The sequence below is a fragment of the Bradyrhizobium sp. 76 genome (genome assembly GCF_023073025.1).
GTDB lineage: Bacteria > Pseudomonadota > Alphaproteobacteria > Rhizobiales > Xanthobacteraceae > Bradyrhizobium.
Window position 1 is genome coordinate 691,980 of sequence record NZ_JADPIS010000015.1, and the last position, 20,232, is coordinate 712,211.

21 protein-coding genes are annotated in these 20,232 nt (G+C 63.7%); 10 read left to right on the forward strand and 11 right to left on the reverse strand.

Translation table 11 applies throughout. The features are described from left to right. Positions 1–4: 4 nt before the first annotated feature. Both trmFO and IVB48_RS04220 read right to left on the reverse strand, forming a co-directional pair. A complete protein-coding gene (trmFO, locus tag IVB48_RS04215; protein WP_247397687.1) occupies positions 5–1,432 on the reverse strand; it encodes a methylenetetrahydrofolate--tRNA-(uracil(54)-C(5))-methyltransferase (FADH(2)-oxidizing) TrmFO in 1,428 nt (475 codons plus the stop codon). Between the two features lie 127 nt (positions 1,433–1,559). Beyond that, positions 1,560–1,712 carry a DUF1127 domain-containing protein gene (locus IVB48_RS04220; protein WP_007590701.1) on the reverse strand — a complete coding sequence of 51 codons (153 nt, stop codon included), beginning with the start codon at positions 1,710–1,712 and terminating at the stop codon, positions 1,560–1,562. 635 nt (positions 1,713–2,347) lie between these two features. Between IVB48_RS04220 and IVB48_RS04225 the strand changes: the two genes are divergently transcribed. After that, positions 2,348–2,674: a hypothetical protein gene (locus IVB48_RS04225; protein ID WP_247397689.1), complete on the forward strand. Its 327-nt coding sequence runs from the start codon at positions 2,348–2,350 to the stop codon at positions 2,672–2,674. 67 nt (positions 2,675–2,741) lie between these two features. Here the strand turns inward: IVB48_RS04225 and IVB48_RS04230 are convergent, their stop codons facing one another. Together IVB48_RS04230 and IVB48_RS04235 are read right to left on the reverse strand one after the other, a co-directional pair. Next, positions 2,742–3,566 (reverse strand): lytic murein transglycosylase, encoded by an 825-nt coding sequence (locus tag IVB48_RS04230; RefSeq protein WP_247397691.1) that lies wholly within the window; start codon positions 3,564–3,566, stop codon positions 2,742–2,744. A gap of 128 nt (positions 3,567–3,694) precedes the next feature. Beyond that, entirely contained in the window at positions 3,695–4,603 is a 909-nt protein-coding gene (locus IVB48_RS04235) for a DUF2189 domain-containing protein (protein ID WP_247397693.1), read from the reverse strand. Positions 4,604–4,937: 334 nt separating this feature from the next. Between IVB48_RS04235 and IVB48_RS04240 the strand changes: the two genes are divergently transcribed. Further along, a complete protein-coding gene (locus IVB48_RS04240; protein WP_027518105.1) occupies positions 4,938–5,327 on the forward strand; it encodes a DUF3597 domain-containing protein in 390 nt (129 codons plus the stop codon). Between the two features lie 54 nt (positions 5,328–5,381). Here the strand turns inward: IVB48_RS04240 and IVB48_RS04245 are convergent, their stop codons facing one another. Continuing rightward, positions 5,382–5,657, reverse strand: a complete 276-nt coding sequence (locus IVB48_RS04245) for a GNAT family N-acetyltransferase (RefSeq protein WP_018458006.1) — start codon at positions 5,655–5,657, stop codon at positions 5,382–5,384. 103 nt (positions 5,658–5,760) lie between these two features. Here IVB48_RS04245 and IVB48_RS04250 point away from each other — a divergent pair, with 103 nt between their 5' ends. Further along, complete coding sequence (locus IVB48_RS04250) at positions 5,761–6,696, forward strand: tetratricopeptide repeat protein (protein WP_247397696.1); 936 nt, start codon at positions 5,761–5,763, stop codon at positions 6,694–6,696. Positions 6,697–6,759: 63 nt separating this feature from the next. Here the strand turns inward: IVB48_RS04250 and IVB48_RS04255 are convergent, their stop codons facing one another. Next, a complete protein-coding gene (locus IVB48_RS04255) occupies positions 6,760–7,116 on the reverse strand; it encodes a hypothetical protein (RefSeq protein WP_247397698.1) in 357 nt (118 codons plus the stop codon). Positions 7,117–7,210: 94 nt separating this feature from the next. Here IVB48_RS04255 and IVB48_RS04260 point away from each other — a divergent pair, with 94 nt between their 5' ends. From IVB48_RS04260 to IVB48_RS04275, 4 genes are all read left to right on the forward strand, one after another. Further along, positions 7,211–7,399, forward strand: coding sequence for a hypothetical protein (locus IVB48_RS04260; RefSeq protein WP_247397700.1), 189 nt, complete (start codon positions 7,211–7,213; stop codon positions 7,397–7,399). Further along, entirely contained in the window at positions 7,381–7,701 is a 321-nt protein-coding gene (locus tag IVB48_RS04265; protein ID WP_247397702.1) for a hypothetical protein, read from the forward strand. Before IVB48_RS04260 ends, IVB48_RS04265 begins: the two co-directional genes overlap by 19 nt. Before the next feature lie 105 nt (positions 7,702–7,806). Continuing rightward, complete coding sequence (locus IVB48_RS04270) at positions 7,807–9,414, forward strand: acyl-CoA synthetase (protein WP_247397704.1); 1,608 nt, start codon at positions 7,807–7,809, stop codon at positions 9,412–9,414. A 9-nt stretch (positions 9,415–9,423) separates the two neighbouring features. Beyond that, positions 9,424–10,284: a DUF296 domain-containing protein gene (locus IVB48_RS04275; RefSeq protein ID WP_247397706.1), complete on the forward strand. Its 861-nt coding sequence runs from the start codon at positions 9,424–9,426 to the stop codon at positions 10,282–10,284. Between the two features lie 16 nt (positions 10,285–10,300). On the opposite strand, the gene IVB48_RS04280 is transcribed toward IVB48_RS04275, so the two are convergent. Next, positions 10,301–12,373 (reverse strand): DUF1217 domain-containing protein, encoded by a 2,073-nt coding sequence (locus tag IVB48_RS04280; RefSeq protein WP_247397708.1) that lies wholly within the window; start codon positions 12,371–12,373, stop codon positions 10,301–10,303. A 277-nt stretch (positions 12,374–12,650) separates the two neighbouring features. Here IVB48_RS04280 and IVB48_RS04285 point away from each other — a divergent pair, with 277 nt between their 5' ends. Then, positions 12,651–13,418: an AAA family ATPase gene (locus IVB48_RS04285; protein WP_247398178.1), complete on the forward strand. Its 768-nt coding sequence runs from the start codon at positions 12,651–12,653 to the stop codon at positions 13,416–13,418. Between the two features lie 368 nt (positions 13,419–13,786). On the opposite strand, the gene IVB48_RS04290 is transcribed toward IVB48_RS04285, so the two are convergent. Further along, entirely contained in the window at positions 13,787–14,146 is a 360-nt protein-coding gene (locus IVB48_RS04290) for a hypothetical protein (RefSeq protein ID WP_247397710.1), read from the reverse strand. 160 nt (positions 14,147–14,306) lie between these two features. Here IVB48_RS04290 and IVB48_RS04295 point away from each other — a divergent pair, with 160 nt between their 5' ends. Beyond that, the gene (locus tag IVB48_RS04295; RefSeq protein WP_247289778.1) at positions 14,307–14,888 is read left to right on the forward strand and encodes an SRPBCC family protein; all 582 of its coding nucleotides are present in this window, start codon (positions 14,307–14,309) and stop codon (positions 14,886–14,888) included. 2 nt (positions 14,889–14,890) lie between these two features. Further along, complete coding sequence (locus IVB48_RS04300) at positions 14,891–15,844, forward strand: cytochrome D1 domain-containing protein (protein ID WP_247397714.1); 954 nt, start codon at positions 14,891–14,893, stop codon at positions 15,842–15,844. Positions 15,845–15,893: 49 nt separating this feature from the next. On the opposite strand, the gene IVB48_RS04305 is transcribed toward IVB48_RS04300, so the two are convergent. From IVB48_RS04305 to uvrA, 3 genes are read right to left on the reverse strand one after another with little or no spacing between them, the layout of a single operon-like run. Continuing rightward, positions 15,894–16,568 carry an HAD-IA family hydrolase gene (locus IVB48_RS04305; RefSeq protein ID WP_247397719.1) on the reverse strand — a complete coding sequence of 225 codons (675 nt, stop codon included), beginning with the start codon at positions 16,566–16,568 and terminating at the stop codon, positions 15,894–15,896. An 18-nt stretch (positions 16,569–16,586) separates the two neighbouring features. Beyond that, positions 16,587–17,150: a DinB family protein gene (locus tag IVB48_RS04310; protein ID WP_247289792.1), complete on the reverse strand. Its 564-nt coding sequence runs from the start codon at positions 17,148–17,150 to the stop codon at positions 16,587–16,589. A gap of 47 nt (positions 17,151–17,197) precedes the next feature. Beyond that, positions 17,198–20,185 (reverse strand): excinuclease ABC subunit UvrA, encoded by a 2,988-nt coding sequence (gene uvrA, locus IVB48_RS04315; RefSeq protein WP_247397721.1) that lies wholly within the window; start codon positions 20,183–20,185, stop codon positions 17,198–17,200. Positions 20,186–20,232: the final 47 nt, after the last annotated feature.

Sequence of the window (20,232 nt, forward strand, 5' to 3'; positions counted from 1 at the left end):
AAACTCACGCCGCGGCGGCAATGCGCAGGTGATCGGCGATCCAGCGATCGAGATCGGCGAGCGCGAGCGCGCTCATCGCCTGCTTTTTGGCCACCGTCTTCTCGTTGCCGCGCAGTCGGCTTCCGTCGGGCTTCTTCGTCGGTGCGCTGGCGAGCGGCGGGAACAGGCCGAAATTGATGTTCATTGGCTGGAACGAGCGCGTGCCGGGCTCGACGGTCTCGATATGGCCGCCGGTGATGTGGCCGAGCAGGGATCCGAGCGCCGTCGTGACCGGCGGACTCGCAAGCGTCTCGCCGCGCACGTCCGCTGCCGCGTAGAGGCCAGCAATCAGGCCGACGCTGGCGGATTCCACATAGCCCTCGCAGCCCGTCATCTGGCCGGCAAAACGCAGCCGCGGCTGCGCGCGCAGGCGCAATTGGCCGTCGAGCAGCTTTGGCGAGTTGAGAAAGGTGTTGCGATGCAGGCCGCCGAGGCGAGCAAATTCGGCGTTCTCCAGCCCCGGAATGGTGCGGAAGATGCGTTGCTGCTCGCCGTATTTCAGCTTCGTCTGGAAGCCGACGATGTTGTAGAGCGTGCCGAGCTTGTTGTCCTGGCGCAGCTGCACGATCGCGTAGGCCTTAGTGGTGGGATCGTGCGGATTGGTGAGGCCGACCGGCTTCATCGGCCCGTGGCGAAGAGTCTCGGGGCCGCGTTCCGCCATGACCTCGATCGGCAGACAGCCGTCGAAATAGGGCGTGTTGGTCTCCCATTCCTTGAATTCGGTCTTCTCGCCGGCGACCAGCGCTGCGACGAAGCCGTCGTACTGCTCCTTTGTCATCGGGCAGTTGATGTAGTCGGCGCCGGTGCCGCCGGGGCCGACCTTGTCGTAGCGCGACTGGAACCATGCCACCGACATGTCGATGGATTCGCGGTGCACGATCGGCGCGATCGCGTCGAAGAAGGCGAGGGCGTTCTCGTCGGTCAGCTCGCGGATCGCGTCGGCCAGCGGCGACGAAGTGAGGGGGCCGGTCGCAACGATGACGTTACTCCATTCGGCGGGCGGCAGGCCTGCGACCTCGCCGCGCGCGATCTCGATCAGGGGATGGTCGTTCAGCGTTTTGGTGACGGCCGCGGAGAAGCCGTCGCGGTCCACCGCCAGCGCGCCGCCGGCGGGCACCTGGTTGGCGTCGGCTGCGCGCATGATCAGCGAGTCGAGGCGGCGCATCTCGGCATGCAGCAGGCCGACGGCGTTGTTGGCGGCATCATCCGAGCGGAACGAATTGGAGCAGACGAGCTCGGCAAGCCCGTCGGTGCGGTGTGCCTCGGTCGTGCGGGTCGGCCGCATCTCGTGCAGCACTACGGGCACGCCGGATTTGGCCACCTGCCAGGCGGCTTCGGAGCCGGCAAGGCCTGCGCCGATCACGTGCACGGTATTTGATTGGGGTCCTGTCATGGGGCGGACAGGTAGCGCTTTTCGGCGGTCAGTGGAATCGCCGAGATCGAGTTTTCTGCCTCCGGATGCGACAACGCCCGCACGAGGGCGGGCGCTATCGGTTCGTCCGGTTTAGGGCTGATAGATATCAGCCCTGATACTGACCGGCGGCAACGCGCGGAATGTCCGAGCGATCGAGGCCGATGTCGGCCAATTCGCGATCGCTGAGCTGGGACAGCTCGGCAACATTGCGCTGATAGTCCCGGAAAGCCTGGATCATACGGATGAGCGAGAGCAGCATTGGTAGTCTCCTGTAGTTCGATTCAGCTCTTGCCCGAGCCTCATCGTTGAAATGAATATAGGTGAGAGTGGTGCAGTGCGAAAGTTCCGATGTTGCGATGCAGCTAAGCGCTCAATGCATGGCGCTGGTAACGGACGATTAACCCGAAAGCACTCCCGCCCAAAGCGTAGACCGAACAGGGGGCATGTTGTTAAAAATGCCCGTTAATTTACGGATTTAATCTTAGCCCAGCCGGTTCCATTCAAAAGTCAAATAGGCTGCTTTCCGGTCGTCGCAAGGTGATTGATAGCTCCTATACCCAAGTCTTGCATGCGCCAATCGCATGCTCGGTGAACCATAAAAGTGAATTTAAGTTCATTCGACAGCCTGCGCGGACACCTTTCCACTGTGGCCGGCGATTCACCCGACGCCGGCGGATCAACGGGACGAACGGCGGCCAGGCAGGGACGAGTTCATTCCGCTTGGTCAGCCCCAACCGCCGCCCCGGGCGCGGTGCACGCAAGCCGAACGTGTGCCGTTGATTACAAACGTGTAACGAAAATCAGAAATTTTGCATGTGGCTCTGCGTGGCGCGCAACATCACGCAATTCTCGCGGGGATTCATTGCGTCAAGTTGTCGCGCGCGGAGGAAGCTGATGTCGCAGAATCCGGCAATGTCGCTGGCTCTGGCCCAAGAACAAGAGAAGGAAGGTAACGTCATGACGAAGTTACTCGGGGTTATCGCAATTGCCGCTGTCGCGTTCGCCGTCGCGCCGGCCCAAGCCGCCAAGCACGCCGCTGGCGGCTGCAGTTCGGCCAATCTGGAGAAGACCGAGACCGCGATCGAGAACATGGCCGATGGTGACGGCAAATTCGTAGCGCAGAGGGAGATCGCGGCCGCGCAGGACTCGCTGCTCAACGGCAAAATGGGCGCGTGCGGCGCGCATCTGAACAAGGCGATGCACGCCACCATGGGCAAATAGGGGTAAAAAACGCACAGAGAGGGCCGGTCGTCAGGCGATCGGCCCTACGCGTTTTGACGAGAGGCTGCTAAGGGGCGCGCGCGAGCTGGGTGGCGAAATAAGCGATGGTCTTCGAGTAGACCTCGCTTTTGTTCCACTGCTGCAGCACCGCGAAGTTCGGGCTGCCCGGCTGCCAATCCTTGCCCTTCTGCCAGCCATAACCGGCAAGATAGTTCGCGGTGGAAGCGAGCACGTCGGGGGCGTTGTGCAGGAGATCGCGCTTGCCATTGCCGTCGAAATCGACGGCGTATTTCATCCATGACGACGGCATGAACTGCGTCTGGCCAAGCTCGCCGGCCCAGGCACCCTTCATGTCGGCCGGTGCAAGGTCGCCGCGCTGGACGATGCGGAGCGCATCCAACAGCTCGGCGCGAAATTGTTCGGCGCGGCGGCAGTCATAGGCCAGCGTCGCCAGCGAGCGGATGGTCGCGAACTTGCCGGTATTGACGCCGAAATCGGTCTCGAGACCCCAGATCGCGACCAGCACCTCGCCGGGCACGCCGTAGGTCTGCTCGATGCGCGACAGCACCGAGCCGTATTGCTTCATCATGTTGGAGCCGCGCGTCAGGCGCGGCGGCACCATGCGGCCGGAAAACTCCTCGAAGGTCTGGCTGAAGACCTTCTGCGAGCGGTCGCGGTTGAGCACGCTCTGATCGAGCGTCACACCGGCGAGCCCGGCGGAAATGGCCTGTTGCGAGACGCCTTTGGTCGCGGCGTCGGTTTTGAAGTCTGCAAGCCACGCGTCGAAATTGCCCGAACCGCAGGCAACCGCGGCGAGCGCTGGCTGAGCGGATAGGATGGATGCGGTGATGGCTAAGGCTGCGAGGGCGAGACGAGAAATCGTCGGGGTCATTCGAGCAAATAAATTCCGTGAAGTGATCTGACCGGCGGGCGCAATCTCGATGGAAACCGCGGCCAAAGCAAGGCGTAACAGTGTGCGATCCTGCCCGCTCCGGGGCAGGATCGCACGTCACGATATCGTCAGGCGTCGGTCCGATTGCGCCAGGGGAAGAGGTTGGCGGGGAAGTCGGCGGCCGGCTTGCGTGGACGATGCGGCGGAGGCGGCACCGGACGCGCGCCCGGATCGGCGGCGATTACCTTGCGGTAGAGATGCCAGGTGGCATGGCCGAGCACGGGGACGACCACGGCAAGGCCGAGGAAGGCGGGAATCGTGCCCAGCGCGAGCAGGACCGCCACGATCAGGCCCCAGGCCGCCATCGGCACCGGGTTCTTCGCGACGACGCGCAGCGACGTCACCATGGCCTCGAACGCGCCGGCATGGCGGTCGAGCATCAGCGGGAACGACACGGCGCTGATGCAGAGCGCGGCAAGGGCGAACAGGAAGCCGGTGCCGCAGCCGACCACGATCAGCCACCAGCCTTGCCGGCTCGTGAGAACGCGCGTCAGAAAATCCGAGATCCCGGACGCGCCCTCATAGCCGAAAGCGGCGACGTAGATCGCCTGCGCGGTCGCAACCCAGGTCACGAACAGGGCCAGCAGCAGCGCGCCGAGACCGAGCATGGCGCCGAAGGAGGGCGAACGCAGCACCTCCATGGCATCCCAGGCGCTGGCCTCCTCATAGCGCTCGCGCCGGCTGGAGAGCTCGTAGAGACCGAGCGCCGCGAACGGGCCGATCAGCGCGAAGCCCGCGGCCAACGGAAACAACAACGGCAGCACTGAATAGCCCATCACCACGCGGGCGAGCACGAGGCCCAGCACAGGATAGATCACGCAGAGAATGATGGCGTGGCTCGGCACCGCCTTGAAATCGTCCCAGCCGCGCTTGAGCGCATCGTGCAGATCGGAGAGTTGGATGGTTCGGATCACCGGTCCAGCCGCTTCTGCGGTCTGGGCCACGGTGGGGACATTGCCCTGGTAGAGTGTGGCCATGGTCGCTAGCTCCCTTGCCATGCGGCCGCATCTGGCGCCAGCAAACGGCGCAAGCGGCCGCTATTCTGAGTTTCGCGATTCCCAACCAGAAGCTCGAATTCCGGATGGCACGCGAACTGAATGTCAAGCGTACGCCCATTTGCGAGTCCTGTCCCTCACGCTTGGGTGAGATTCGATGCCGCAGCGCAACCTCGATGATGTCATTCGGTCGTCATTTCGCCGTAGATAAGCTGATGCTGCTTGCTGGTCCGCGGAACTTTGCGGGTGCAACGACGCAACTTGGTCTATAAGTGCCACTCAAGGCCCTCCAGCGGGTCCTTTTCGGGGAGCAGACATGAGCATTTTCGGGAAAATTATGGGCGCGATCTTCGGTAGCCAGCCAGCTTCCGCCGCGCCCGCAGGCAGCGCACCGTCGGGCAGCGCGCCCGCAGGGGCCGCGCCGAGCGGATCGGCGCCCGCGGCGACGGTGGACGTTGCCTCGATCGTCGACGCGGCGGCCGCCGCGCACAAGGGCGAGAAGCTGGAATGGCGCACCTCGATCGTCGACCTGATGAAGGCGCTCGACATCGATTCCAGCCTCGCTGCGCGCAAGGACCTGGCCAAGGAGCTCGGCTACAGCGGCGACACCAACGATTCCGCGACCATGAACGTCTGGCTGCACAAGCAGGTGATGTCCAAGCTCGCCGCGAATGGCGGCAAGCTGCCGCCGGAGATCAAGCACTGACCGATCGCCCGGTCGCAATCCAAGGGCCCGCGATCGCGCGGGCCCTTTTTGCATTCAGGCGACGAGATCCGCATCTTCCGGATGCCTGTCGAGATAGTCGACGACGAAGCCGCAACCGGCGATCACCTTCCTGCCGTCGCGGCGGATCAATTCCAGCGCGCCCTTGACCAGTTCGGAGCCGATGCCCCGGCCGCGCAGCGCACGCGGCGTCTCGGTGTGGGTGATGATCACCGCCGACGGCGTCAGCCGGTAATTGGCGAAGGCGATCTCGCTGCCGACATCGAGCTCGAAGCGGCTTCTGTCCTTGTTGTCCCGTACCGATGGCGCCATGGAAAATCCTTCCGACCTGCTGCTTGCCTTTGATCTAGGCGTCTGAACCGGCCCTTGCCAAGGTGCGACCAAGAGTGGTTGCCGCAGGGGAGATATCCGGAAAATGCGTGTCCCGCTCAGCCTCATCGCGCTGCTCGCCGCGCTCATCTCGCCGGCTCCGGCTCCGGCGTTGGCGGCCGGCGGTCCGGCCTGGGAGGCCTGCGTCGGATTGGCCAGCACGCCGGACGAACGGATCAAGGCTTGCTCGACCGTGATCGAAACGAAGAGCGAGAGCGGATCCCGGCTCGCCGGCGCTTATTGCAATCGCGGTCATGGCCTCACCGAGAAGCGTGAGCTCGACGCGGCGCTGTCCGATCTCGACGAGGCGATCAGGCTCGACCCCGGCTATGCCTGCGCCTACAATAATCGGGGCCGTGTCTACAGTTTCAAGCGCGACTACGATCGCGCCATCGCCGATTACGACCAGGCGATCAAGCTCGATCCCTCGCTGGCGCTGGCCTACGGCAATCGCGGCGAGTCGCGTTTCAACAAGAGCGATCTCGACGGTGCGTTCGCCGACTTTGACGCCGCGATCAAGCGCGATCCCAAATACGCCATGGCCTATGCCAATCGCGCACTGGTGTATTACCGCAGGCGCGACATGGCGCACGCCATCGCCGACTACACCATGCGCATCAAGCTTGCGCCCGATCTGCTCGCCTATATCGACCGCGGCAACGTCTACCGCGACAGCGAGCAGCTCGATCGCGCCGCCGCCGATTATGGAGAGGCGATCCGTGTTGCGCCGACCGACGCGCGCGGCTGGCGCAATCGTGGCATGATCCGGCTCTATCAGGGCGACAGCAAGGGCGGCGTTTCCGATTACGACAAGGCGCTGCAATACGATCCCTCCGACGTGTTTTCGTGGAACAACCGCGGACAGGCCAAGCTGCGGCTCGGCGACAAACAGGGCGCGATCGCCGATTTCAGGAAGGCGCTGGAATTGAAGCCGGGCTTGGCGACGGCGCAGGAGTCGTTACGGAAGCTCGGGGCGTTGTAGCTCTCGGCCGCTTCTCGCGACGACGGGGCTGCACCTCCATCAGGTCCTGAGAGTCCGGATGCTTCAATCGGTCGTCTTGGCGAGCCTGGAATCTTCCGGCTGCGCCTGCGGGCGCAGGCATCCCTGGCAGATGACGAGGGAACGGTTGACCCTGGCGTCCTGTTCCGCCTCGATTCCGTCCTGCGCCTGCCACCATTCCTTCGAATAGGGCTGAAGCCCGGCTTGCGACCTGTTGCGCTCGGATCGGGTGATCCGTGTTGGCTCTGAGGCAGCGCGCGAATGATTTGGATTTTCGCCGGCGCCGTCCCAGGCGTAACGCGCAGGCTTGAAAGCGGGATCGGAGGCGAGGTGCGCTTGTGGGCCCACGGCACATCCGGCAAGCGCCAGCGATAACAGGAGGAGGGCGGGCGCTTTGACCATGATGCGGCACTCTGTACGCGAGAACTGACGAAGGTTGCGCCGATCATGTTTAAAATTCCCTGAACGATCGCGGCTGCGCTGACGACCCATGCCAATGCGATATCTGATCCTCCTGCTCGTACTATTCGCAACCGCTGCGCGCGCCGACAACGCAAAGCCGTTCAATCCCGCCGACTATCCGCCCGGCGTGCAGAAGGCAGTGGGCTACGCCTACGAGGAATGCGAGAGCCAGGGCGGCGACGCGGTGACTTTTGCGTCGATACGGTGCGCAGGATCGACCTGACCGGTGACGGCCGCGAGGACTACATCGTCGATTTCCGCGACACCAAATGCGGCGATCGCGAGACGACCTATTGCGGAACCGGCGGCTGCGTCATGAACATCCTGGTCACGTTGCCGGACGGCAAACCCGTCTTCGATGGCCATGTCCGCAGCTACGAGATCAAGCCGAAGCCAACGAAGCGGGGTGCGGGGCGCACCATCCGCTTCGATCTGCATGGCAACTATTGCGGCGGCTTTGGTGCGCAGGCCTGCGTCAAGGAGAAGGCCATCACGGCTACGCCGTTCGCGTTCAAGCAGCCGTAGGGCAGGCGTGCGGCCGACGGCCTTGCGAGGTCGTGGGCGATGGCGATAAATGGGCTGCAATGAGCGGGCGGCTCGCGTGCCGTCCGCCGCCGAAGAGGAAGCCCGATGCAGCCCCTGCGCATGTCCCGCCGCGTCATGAATCTCGCTCACATGCTGACCCAGAATGCGCGGCGGCATGGGGCGCGTCCCGGTTTCGTTTGGGGTGACAAATCCTGGACATGGCGCGAGATCGATGCGCAGGTCTCGGCGCTGGCGGCAGCCCTCGCGGCGCGCGGCATCGCGAAGGGCGACCGTATCCTCGTCCATTCCAAGAACGGCGACGAGATGTTTTTCTCGATGTTCGCGGCGTTCCGGCTCGGTGCCGTCTGGGTACCCACCAATTTCCGACTGATGCCGGACGAAGTGACTTATCTTGCGCAGGCCTCCGGCGCGAAGGCGTTTCTGTGCCACGTCGATTTTCCCGAGCACGCCGCGGCCGTGAGCGGTGGCGCGCTCGAATTCACCTGGAGCATCGACGGTCGAGCGCCATTTGCCGAAACGTCGGTTGCGGATGCCGTTGCGTCGCGCGCCGGCACGATGGTCGAGAACGTCGCGGTCGAGCACGACGATCCCTGCTGGTTCTTCTTCACGTCGGGAACCACCGGCCGCTCCAAGGCTGCGGTGCTCACCCACGGCCAGATGGGTTTTGTCGTCACCAACCATCTCGCCGATCTCACGCCCGGCGTCACCGAAGCGGATGCCTCGCTGGTGGTGGCGCCGCTGTCGCATGGCGCCGGCGTGCATCAGCTGGTGCAGACCGCGCGCGGTGTGTGCACAGTGCTGCTGCCGACCGAGAAATTCGACATCGACCAGGCGTTCCGCCTGATCGAGGCGCATCGGGTCAGCAATCTCTTTGTGGTGCCGACCATTCTGAAGATGATGGTCGAGCATCCCGCCGCCGACAAATACGACCACTCCTCGCTGCGCCAGGTGATTTATGCGGGTGCGCCGATGTATCGCGAGGACCAGAAGGCTGCGCTGAGGAAGCTCGGCAAAGTCATCGTGCAGTATTTCGGTCTCGGCGAGGTGACCGGCAACATCACGGTGCTGCCGGCGGCGCTGCATGATCCCGAGGACGGGCCGCACGCGAAGATCGGTACCTGTGGCTTCGAGCGTACCGGCATGCAGGTCTCGATCCAGGACGACGAGGGCCGTGAACTCGGCGCCAACCAGAGCGGCGAGATATGCGTGATCGGCCCCGCGGTGCTGGCCGGCTACTACGACAATCCCGAGGCCAACGCGAAGGCGTTCCGCAACGGCTGGTTCCGCACCGGCGATCTCGGCCACATGGACGAGGAGGGGTTCGTCTACATCACGGGACGAGCCTCCGACATGTACATCTCCGGCGGCTCCAACATCTATCCGCGCGAGATCGAGGAGAAAATCCTGACCCATCCTTGCGTCGGCGAGGTTGCGGTGCTCGGCGTGCCCGATGCGACCTGGGGCGAGGTCGGCGTTGCCGTCTGCGTCGCGCGCGAGGGCGCCAAGCCGGTGAGTGAAGCGGAGATGGCGGCCTTCCTCGGCCCCAAGGTGCCGCGCTACAAGATGCCGAAGCGGTTCTTCTTCTGGGAGGCATTGCCGAAATCCGGCTACGGTAAGATTCCGAAACGGATGGTTCGCGACGAGCTCGAGGCGCGCGGGCTGCTCGATCTCGACAAGACAAGGACGGGCTGAGCGAAGGTCATGCGCAGCATCAAGCAGCCCGGCGTGCCGGTCGCCGAACGCATCCAATGGGTGGAGGCGAGAGGACGCGCTTTCTCCTTCACGCTTCAAGCAGGTCTGCCGCTGGTGGAGGCGGCGCGCCGCGGTTTTGCCGCGGAGGGATTTGCCGGTGGTGTGCTCAACTTCGGGCACGGCGCGCTCGGGCCGTTCGGCTATGTCATGCCGGCGCTGTCGAAAACCAATGAGAACGCCGCGTTCTATAGCGACACATTCCGGCCGAGCGGCGTGACGCGCACCAGGCTCGGTAGCATGACGCTGGGCATGCGCGATGGCGCGCCGTTCTTTCATTGCCATGGGCTGTGGACAGAGGCCGATGGCCGCGCCAGTGGCGGCCACATGCTGCCGGACGAGACTGATGTCGCGGAGCCGTTCGAGGTCAAGGCCTTCGGTATCGATGGTGCGATGTTCGGCGCAGAGCCCGATCCCGAAACCAACTTCAAGCTGTTCGGGCCGGTGGCGGCTGCGAGCACCGGCGCACGCACGACCAGCCGCGCTTTCGCGCTGCGGCTGCGCCCCAACCAGGATTTCGCCGGTTGTCTCGAAGACTTCTGCCGCGCGCACGGCATCGCGCGCGCCAGGATCCATGGCGGTGTTGGTTCGACCATCGGCGCTCGCTTCAGCCATGGCGGCGTGACCGAACCCTTCGCGACCGAGCTTGCGGTGACCGGCGGCACGATTGCGGTGGGCTCCTCCGGCGCGCTCGAAGCCGCACTCGACGTTGCCCTGATCGACTACACCGGCGGTTTGGCGGAGGGCCGTCTGATCCGTGGCGACAATCCCGTGCTGATGACCATGGAGCTGGTGCTCGAGGTGTTGGGCTAGTCCCGGCGAGCGATCATCAGTGGGTGCGTAGCTTGGCAATGGCCAAGTACGTGGAGTCACTGATCCCCGAACCGGATCCCTGAAAGAGGTTGAGCAGAGGGGATTGACCCTGGCCGGTGCTCTGGCTGTTTCTGATGTCATACATGGCGGAGAAACGGTTCAGCAGCTTCGTAACCTTCGCGGGATCGGACAGATCCTTGATCTCCATGAACCTGTCCACGAACTTGGCCTGCTGATCGATCGGCATCGCCGCCATCGAGTCAGGCAAATCGAAGGTGGTCCTGAACACCTCTGAAAGAGCCTTGTCCGCAAGGATGTCGTACGCGGACGTGATGTCCCCCGCCTTTCGTTGGAAATAGAGCGCCAGGCGCACGCCGGGATTCGCATCGCCTTGCTGCTGCTCCAGGCTTTGCTCGACATAGTTCGCTTGTGTTTCCCGAAATTGATCCCGCTTCTGTGGACCCATCATCGGAAGACGCGCGACGTTGCCCTTGCTGTCGAAATTGAACGACGCGACGATTTCGGCAAAGCGAGGATCGCTCTCGGTGTTCGCGAAGCTCTTTGGATCGTTCAGATCGGAGCTGAAGACCTTCCCGAGAAATTCGGTGCTGACCTTCTTGGGATCCAGACCCTTGGCCAGGAGAATGAAATCGACCATCGGCCTGTTTGCGAGAAGATCGGACACACTGTCGATGCCGGCGATGGCTTGCTGATAGGCCGACGCATCCTTCGTGGCCTGTGCCCGAACCGCGGCCTGCTGCTGGGGAGTTGCCGTGCTTGCGCTCTTCGCCGCTCCAATGACGTAGTCCTTGGCGATCTGGAGGACTTCAGCCGAGTCCTGAGCCACCAGGGGAGTCGTCAGATTGCCTTTTGCGTCGAAGTTGAAGGCGCGGGCCAGCTCCAGATACCGATTGTCCTTGAGGGTATAGACGTAGCTCTCGGGGTCGTTGAGGTCGCTTTCGAGCACGGCCTTGACAGTCGCCGGTGGGACGTTTGCGGGATCGAGCCCGACGGCTCCCAGCGCAAAATCATACACGCCTGGTGTCGATACGAACGTCTGGGCTGAATTGATCTTGAGGATGGCAGTTCTGAATTGCCTGATTGCGAAAGCTTCGTTCAACGGGCTTGCCGCCGAATAGACGGCGGACTTGCTGTCGTCGAACTTCTGTTTCGTGATCGTGACATTTGCAGCAGTCTGCGCCGACACACCTGACGGAAGCGAGCCGTCGGGCGAAAACTCGAACGCGCCGGCCAGGTCGACGAACCCGCCAATCGTCCCTATCTGGTCGCTGAGGCTGGAAATGCTGCTCGCATATGACTCCAGGTGATATTTTTCGACCAGGATCTGGACGTTCAACTGGGTCACGTTCGCGCCCGGTTGCGATAATTGGGCGGTGTAGTCTGCGATCCTTGAAGTGGCCGCGGTGACATCCGATCGGGCCTGAGCAAGATCGGCGTTGAGGCCACTCAGCTGAGAAGCGAAAGTGGTGTTGACGTAGCTGTTTGGATCGGACGGATCGCTGCGCAAGACCTGACTTATCGTGTCACGCGACCACTTGCTTTGATCGATGCCGTACGCCGAATAGACATAATTGCGAAGTCGGTCGTTGTTCAGGAGCTGGTCTGCACTGCTGATGTTGCCGATTTCGGCGCTGTAGTAATTCGAGTCGCTGGCAAGTGCATCGACCTGGCTCTTCCTGGTCGCCGTGTACAGACCGATCATCTCATCGGTCTGGTTCTCCGATTGCGCAACCGGCGTGGCGCTGCCATTGAAGGAAAATGCCGCGGCGAACTCGCGGTAACGCTTGTCGACCAGCTTGTTGACGAAGCTGTTTGCGTCGGAGAGGTCGCTCTCCAGCACCTTTTTCATGAAGGCCTTGGCGTAGGCCATGTCTTCCAGGCCATACGCCTTCGTTGCATAGTGATAAAGGCGATAGTCTTTCATGAAGTCGTCGACGGACTTCACCTTGCCGATGTGGGCTTTGTAGTAGGCGGCCTCTCGCGCCACGTCCTGTTGCTGTTCGACCCGCGTCAAGGACTGCTTGAGATTGCGCGTGATGTAGCTGTAACTGAAATACGTTGATACCATCGCGCACTCCTCGCGGCTCTTACGGTCCCGGACGTCCCTCAATCATTGCGGGGTCGCGAGGTGGGGGCGGGTCTCATGCCTGCCGACTGCCTCAGAGCTGCGTTCTCTAAGGCGATTTCGGACCGCAATTCCAGATTCCAGTTTGCCCTCGCCACGCGTGTCGGGTTTGTCGCTGTATGTTTCTCAAATGCAGCTTTCGCGAGGGTTGCGTTCCGGATATGTTCTAGCGTCCCGACGGGACGGAATGGATCGGAAACCGGACATGAGCCGAACGGACATGAGCCGAAGAAGCAGCCGAACGATCAACCTGCCGGCGCCTTACCTGAAGCGGGTCTGGCTCGACCCGTCGCAAGTTCGCGATCGCGAGGCTTATCCGTTTTGCCTGCCCATCTTTCCGGATGATTTCGATCTCAACTTCGACGCCGCCATCACGATCATCGTCGGAGAGAATGGCACCGGGAGGTCGACGATCCTCGAAGGGATCGCAGCGCTCACCGGCTACGACGACGCCGGTGGCGGCAAGGGTTACATGCCGGTCGATCACTCCGAAGCGCGGGAGAAGATGGGTGGCCAACTCTCCAGGGCGCTGCGCGCAAGCTGGCTGCCGAAAATCACGAATGGCTGGTTTTTTCGCGCCGAGAGCTTTTTCTCGGTGGCGCGATATCTCGACAAGGCCGCACGTGATGCCGGGCAGGTCGGCCCCGATTTCCTGTCGCATTCCCACGGCGAAGGATTCCTGCGCTTCTTCGAGGAGCGCTGCCAGCGCCAGGGCATTTTCATCTTCGACGAGCCTGAATCGGCGTTGTCGCCGGCGCGCCAGATCGAATTTCTGAAGCTGCTGCGACGCATGGAGGATTCCCGCATCTGCCAGGTCATCATGGCGACCCATTCGCCGATGCTGATGGCCTATCCCAACGCACAACTGCTTCGGCTCGGGAAATACGGCCTGGAGCCGACGACGGTGGAGCAGACCGATCATTACCGGGTGATGCGGGAGTTCTGTGACGACCCGCGCGGGTTCGTAGAGACGACGCTGGCGGAGTGATCGAGCGGCGTGACCGGCACTCACTGTCTCGGTCGTCATTGCGAGGAGCCCTTGCGACGAAGCAATCCAGAGTCTCTCCGCGGAGGTACTCTGGATCGCTTCGCTGTGCTCGCAATGACGGAGCGAGCAGCATTCGTTGTTCTCCACCAACTCGCTTCTGAATCGTAGACACATCTTCGCCTCCTCGCGGCACATCGCGCCCGAGCTTTGCCGTATTCTTTGCCCTTAAAAATGCCGAGGGCGCAGGGAAGGCCGGGTGCCGGCTGGCACCCACGGTCCACTGTGCGAAGGTTGCGCTACAAGAGGCTGCACAGCGGCATACAGGTGAAGCCCAACACACGGCCTTCCCTGCGCAGTGGTTTTACGGCTTATGTCGCGCTCTCCCCGGGGAGCGATGCACTATTGCCCCCGTCGCCTTGCGGATGGCTGATGCTGCGGACCCGGTCGGGCCGCCACATCACCGCAACACTTGGCACACAGACCCCGGGCGCCAGGACCACACGATTTTGCCGTACGCAGGCTGCACCGGTCGTGTGCGCGACGCCTTCGCTCACGGTTTCCCGCCCTGCAAAGCCCTTCGCGCCGGCGCCGCCTGCGTCCACCACGTCCCATCCCGCGTTCGTGACGATCGCGATCCGCCCCTCGGCCGGGTTGGGATGGCTTTCTATATGATAATCCGAAATGCGGATAAAGAGAAATATTTTTACCTGACGTGATTGACCTGCCATTGGGTGTTTTGCCCACAGGGCGGCGCAAGGAGTTGTGGGCCTGCGAGGCATCCGCCGTAACGCCGCCATGAACCGGTCTCCCCTCGGCCCCAAAATGCGCTAGGATGATCGGAGCGCGCCTGAAGCCGCGCATGATCAACGAGACGCATGAGGAAACGAGATGAGGGTGACGATTGGACGGCGCACGGTCCTGGCTGCGGTGCTGACTTCCGTGGGCGCGGCGGCTTTGACGGCGGCGTTTGGCCCGGCTTCGACACCGGCCTGGGCCCATGGGCCGACCCGGCAGAAGGTGCGCGAATCCATCGAGATCAATGCTGCCCCGGCCAAGGTGTGGGCCGCGGTCGGCAATTTCCAGGACATGAGCTGGCTGCCGCCGGTCACCAAGACCGAGGGCGAGAAGGGCAACGAGATCGGCGCGACGCGGAAGCTGACGCTGACGGGAGGCGCGACCGTCGAGGAGGAGCTCTACAAGTTCGACTCCGCCGCGATGAGCTATTCCTACCGGATCACCAATGTGGACGTGAAGGTGCTGCCGGTGACCAACTACTCCTCGACGTTGACGGTGACGCCGAGCGCCGACGGCAAGGCCTCGACGCTGGAATGGGCCGGCGCGTTCTACCGCGGCTTTCCCAACAACGATCCGCCGCCGGAGCTGAGCGACGAGGCCGCGGTCAAGGCGGTCAAGGGGCTGTACCAGGCCGGCCTCGAAGCGCTGAAGAAGAAGGTCGAGGGCGGAAGCTGACGGTGCGGGCGCTGGTCCTGGCGGCGCTCGCCGCCAGCCTTTGCCTGGACGGCATCGTGCACGCCTCCGCCGAAGAGGCGTTTGTCACCAACCAGCTCAGCGACGATCTGATGGTCGTGGACCTCGCCACGGCACGCAGCGTCGCGACCATCCCGATCGGCGGCAAGCCCGCTGGCGTCGCCGTCAGCGCGGACGGGCGCTTTGCCTATGTGACGAGCCCGGATGCCAAGGCCGTGACCGTGGTGGACGCAGCAACGCGGCAGGTTGCGGGGCGGATCGAGGTCGGCGGCGGGCCGCTCGGCATTGCGGTCGCGCCTGATGGCCGCACCGTCTATGTCGCGGACTGGTATGCGGCGGCCGTGCGGGTGATCGACGCGGCGAGCCGCAGCGTCACGGCCAGCATCGCGGTCGGCGCCTCGCCGTCGGGCCTGGCGGTGACGCCGGATGGCAAGCTGCTGCTCTCGGCCGACCGCGACGACGACAGCGTCTCGGTGGTCGACACCGCGACGCGCCTGCGCAGGGCGACCATCAAGGTCGGAACGCGTCCGTTCGGCGTCACCATCGATGCCGACGGCAGGCGCGCGTACACCGCCAATGTCGGCTCCAACGACGTCTCCGTGATCGACATAGCCGAAGCGCGCGAGATCGGCCGCGTGCCGGTCGGGATGCGGGCCTATGCGGTGGCGCTGGCGCAGGGCCGCGGCTTCGTCACCGACCAGTATGGCGGCACCGTGAGCGTGTTCGACCTGGCGACACTGAAGCCGATCAAGCGCATCACTGTCGGCGACTATCCCGAAGGCATCAATGCAACCGCCGACGGCAAGCGGATCATCGTCGCCTGCTGGGAGAGCAACACGCTCGATATTATCGATGCGGTCGAGCTGAAGGTGATCGGCGAGGTCAAGACCGGCGACGGTCCGCGCGCGTTCGGGGCGTTTTTGCGGAGGACGGAGTAGGGGGCGTGTAGCCCGCATGAGCGGAGCGACATGCGGGACAGGGCTCTCCTCATCCACCGGCGTTCCCGGATGTCGCTTCGCTCATCCGGGCTACTCCACCGGGGCACAGCGTCCAGACAATCTCATCCATCTGCTCAAACATGTGATCCGGCGCCAGCGCCCGCAGCGCCGCCGGCGCCGCATAACCCCAGCCCACCGCGCCGCAGGCAATCCCCACGGCGCGCGCCGCCTCCATGTCGCGCACCTCGTCGCCGATCGCGATGACCTTGCCCGGCGCCACGCCGGCGCGCCGCATGACCCGTCGGAATTTCGCGGGCTTGCCGAACAGCGAGGCCGCGCAATCGAAATGCGCGAACAGGGCCGCGCAATCACCGAGCTTCTCGCGCGCATTGGCTTCGCTATCCGACGTCACCAGCGCCAGTTGCACGCCGTTACCGGCCAGCCTTTTCAACATCGCCTCGACGCCCGAAAACAACGCAATCTCCGCCGCCGCCTCTCCCTTCAGCCGCCGCGCGTGACGCGCGATCGCCGGCAGCTTCCACAAGGGCACCTCGAGCCGGCTGAGAATCTCGCGCGACGAAGCATTCCGCAGCCCCTCGATATCCTCATCCGCGACGCGGCGGAAGCCGAAGCGATCGGCGACGTCGTTGATGGTGCGCAGGAACCACGGAAAGCTGTCGGCCAGCGTGCCGTCGAGATCGAAGATGGCGAGGGAGTAAGGCATGGAGACGAAGCTACACCGCTAGGCTTTCCACACCGTTTCCTCCGTCCATCCGAGTTGGTCGAATTCGGTGGCCCTGAGCGGCGCCTCTCCCTCGGCGAAGAACTCGTCCAGCTGGGGCGGGGGAACGTGCGTTTCAGACAGCATCGCGTGCGCCTGTCCGCGATGATGAATTTGATGCTGGAACAGATGCATGAGCAGCCGGTCACGACGTTCGGTCTGCACGCGGGTGTCGCGATTGATCCGCACGAGACCGTCGAGAAGCTCGGGCGTCAGTCCATCGCAGGCGGCAATCAAGCGCTTGTCGATCGCGGACTGCGCGGGTTTTAGCGCGGCAAGCGAAATGTGGGGCACTTCGTTCTTCCAAGCCGCCGGTCCCAGCCACCCGCCCTCCAGCGCATCGACATAGAAGAGGTCGATGACATGGATGTGGTTCAGCGTACGCTGCAGGCTCGGAAAGAAGCCGGTTCGTGCGGCTTCGAAGTCGGCCTGAGACAGCGTCGCGCAAGCGGTGAGCAGCCGGTGATTTGCCCAGGCATTATTGTGGGCGAACGCACGATAGGTTTGCACAAGTCCTGCAGGCAAGCTCAGTCTCCCTCAGACAATGTGTCGGCATGCTCTCGCTGCGTAACCTACTCCGCCGCCTCGCTCGCCGCGCGCCGCCGCTTCGGCTTCCGTGCCTTCGCCAGCACCGGCGCCAGGAATTTGCCCGTATAGCTTCTTGGCGCTTTCGCGATGTCTTCCGGAGGGCCCCAGGCGACGATCTCGCCGCCGCCGTCGCCGCCTTCGGGGCCGAGGTCGATGACCCAGTCGGCGGTCTTGATGACTTCGAGATTGTGCTCGATGACGACGACCGTGTTGCCCTGCGCGACCAGCTCGTGCAGCACCTCCAGGAGTTTCTTGACGTCGTGGAAATGCAGGCCGGTGGTCGGCTCGTCCAGGATATAGAGCGTGCGGCCGGTGGCGCGCTTCGACAGCTCCTTGGCCAGCTTGACGCGCTGGGCTTCGCCGCCCGAGAGCGTCGTGGCCTGCTGGCCGACATGGATGTAATCCAGACCGACGCGGTGCAGGGTCTGGAAGGTCTCACGCACGCGCGGGACCGCCTTGAAGAACTCGGCCGCTTCCTCGACCGTCATGTCGAGCACGTCGGCGATGCTCTTGCCCTTGAACAGGACCTCCAGCGTCTCGCGGTTGTAGCGCTTGCCCTTGCAGACGTCGCAGGTGACGTAGACGTCAGGCAAAAAGTGCATCTCGATCTTGATGACGCCGTCGCCCTGGCAGGCCTCGCAGCGGCCGCCCTTGACGTTGAAGGAGAAGCGGCCGGGTTCGTAGCCGCGCGCTTTCGACTCGGGAAGGCCGGCAAACCATTCGCGGATCGGCGTGAAGGCACCGGTATAGGTCGCGGGGTTGGAGCGTGGCGTGCGACCGATCGGCGACTGGTCGATGTCGATGATCTTGTCGATGTGCTCGAGGCCCTCGATGCGGTCGTGCGGTGCGGCGCCTTCGCTGGCATTGTTCAGCTTGCGGGCGATCGCCTTGTACAGCGTGTCGATCAGCAACGTCGACTTGCCGCCGCCGGAGACGCCGGTGACGCAGGTGAACAGGCCGAGCGGAATTTCGGCCGTGACGTTCTTGAGGTTGTTGCCGCGCGCGTTGACCACCTTGATGGTGCGGCGATGGTTCGGCGGACGCCGTTCCGGCACCTCGACCTCGAGCTCGCCCGTGAGATATTTGCCGGTCAGCGAGTTGGGGTTGCGCATGATTTCGGCGGGCGTGCCTTCGGCGATGATGTTGCCGCCATGCATGCCGGCGCCGGGGCCGATGTCGAGCACGTGGTCGGCGAGCAGGATCGCGTCCTCGTCGTGCTCGACCACGATTACGGTGTTGCCGAGGTCACGAAGTCGCTTCAGCGTGTCGAGCAGGCGCGCGTTGTCGCGCTGATGCAGGCCGATCGAGGGCTCGTCGAGCACGTAGAGCACGCCTGTTAGCCCCGAGCCGATCTGCGAGGCCAGACGGATGCGCTGGCTCTCGCCGCCGGACAGCGTGCCGGAGGAGCGGGACAGCGTGAGGTAGTTGAGGCCGACGTCGAGCAGGAAGGTGAGGCGCTCGCGGATCTCCTTGAGGATGCGGCCGGCGATCTCGTTCTGCTGGGTGTTCAGCGCCTCCGGAACGGTCTCGAACCACGCGCCGGCGCCCTTCACCGACATCTCGGAGATGTCGCCGATATGCTTGCCGCCGATCTTGACGCAGAGCGCCTCGGGCTTGAGCCGAAAACCCTTGCAGCCCTCGCAGGGCACGTCGTGGAAATACTTCGCCAGCTCCTCGCGCGCCCACTCGCTCTCGGTCTCGCGATAGCGGCGGTTGATGTTGGTGATGACGCCTTCGAACGGCTTCTTGGTGTCGTAGGAACGGACGCCGTCCTCGTAGGAGAACTTGATCTCGTCCTCGCCGGAGCCATGGAGGATCGCGTTCTGCGTCTTCTTGGGCAGATCCTTCCATTTGGTGGTCAGGGTGAACTTGTAGTGCTTGCCGAGCGCAGTCAGCGTCTGAATGTAATAGGGCGACGAGGACTTGGCCCAGGGCGCGATCGCGCCCTTGCCGATGGCGAGTTCCTTGTCGGGGATGACGAGGTCTTCGTCGACATGCTGCTCGACGCCGAGGCCGCCGCAGGCGGGGCAGGCCCCATAGGGATTGTTGAATGAGAACAGCCGGGGCTCGATCTCGGGGATGGTGAAGCCGGAGACCGGGCAGGCGAATTTTTCCGAGAACAGCATGCGCTCGGGTCCGCTCTTGTCGTGGATCTTCGCGGTCTTCTTTTTCTCTTTCTCTTCCGCCGGTGCTGCCGCCGCCGGCGCGTCCGCGAATTCGATGACGGCGAGGCCCTCGGCGAGCTTCAGTGCGGTCTCGAAGCTTTCGGCGAGGCGCTGGCCGATGTCGGCGCGCACCACGATGCGGTCGACGACGACGTCGATGTCGTGCGGGAATTTCTTGTCGAGCACAGGGGCTTCCGCGAGCTCGTGGAAGGCGCCGTCGATCTTGACGCGCTGAAAGCCCTTCTTGAGCCATTCGGCGAGTTCTTTGCGGTACTCGCCCTTGCGGCCACGCACGACCGGCGCGAGCAGATAGAGGCGCGAGCCCTCGGGCAGCGCCAGCACGCGGTCGACCATCTGCGAGACGGTCTGGCTCTCGATCGGTAGGCCGGTGGCGGGCGAATAGGGCACGCCGACGCGCGCCCACAGCAGGCGCATGTAGTCGTAGATTTCGGTCACCGTGCCGACGGTGGAGCGCGGGTTCTTCGACGTCGTCTTCTGCTCGATCGAGATCGCCGGCGACAGGCCGTCGATCTGGTCGACGTCGGGCTTCTGCATCATCTCCAGGAACTGGCGGGCATAGGCCGACAGCGATTCGACGTAACGGCGCTGGCCCTCGGCATAGATGGTGTCGAACGCGAGCGAGGATTTGCCGGAGCCTGACAGCCCCGTGAACACCACCAGCTTGTCGCGGGGAATCTCGACGTCGACGTTCTTGAGGTTGTGCTCGCGCGCGCCACGGATCGTAATTGCGCGCAGGTTTGATCCCGCGTTCTGTTGTTGGCGCTTCGCCTTGATCACTTCATCCATCCTGGTGGTCCTCAGGGAATCCAAAAGCGCGCGATCGCGCCAACTGA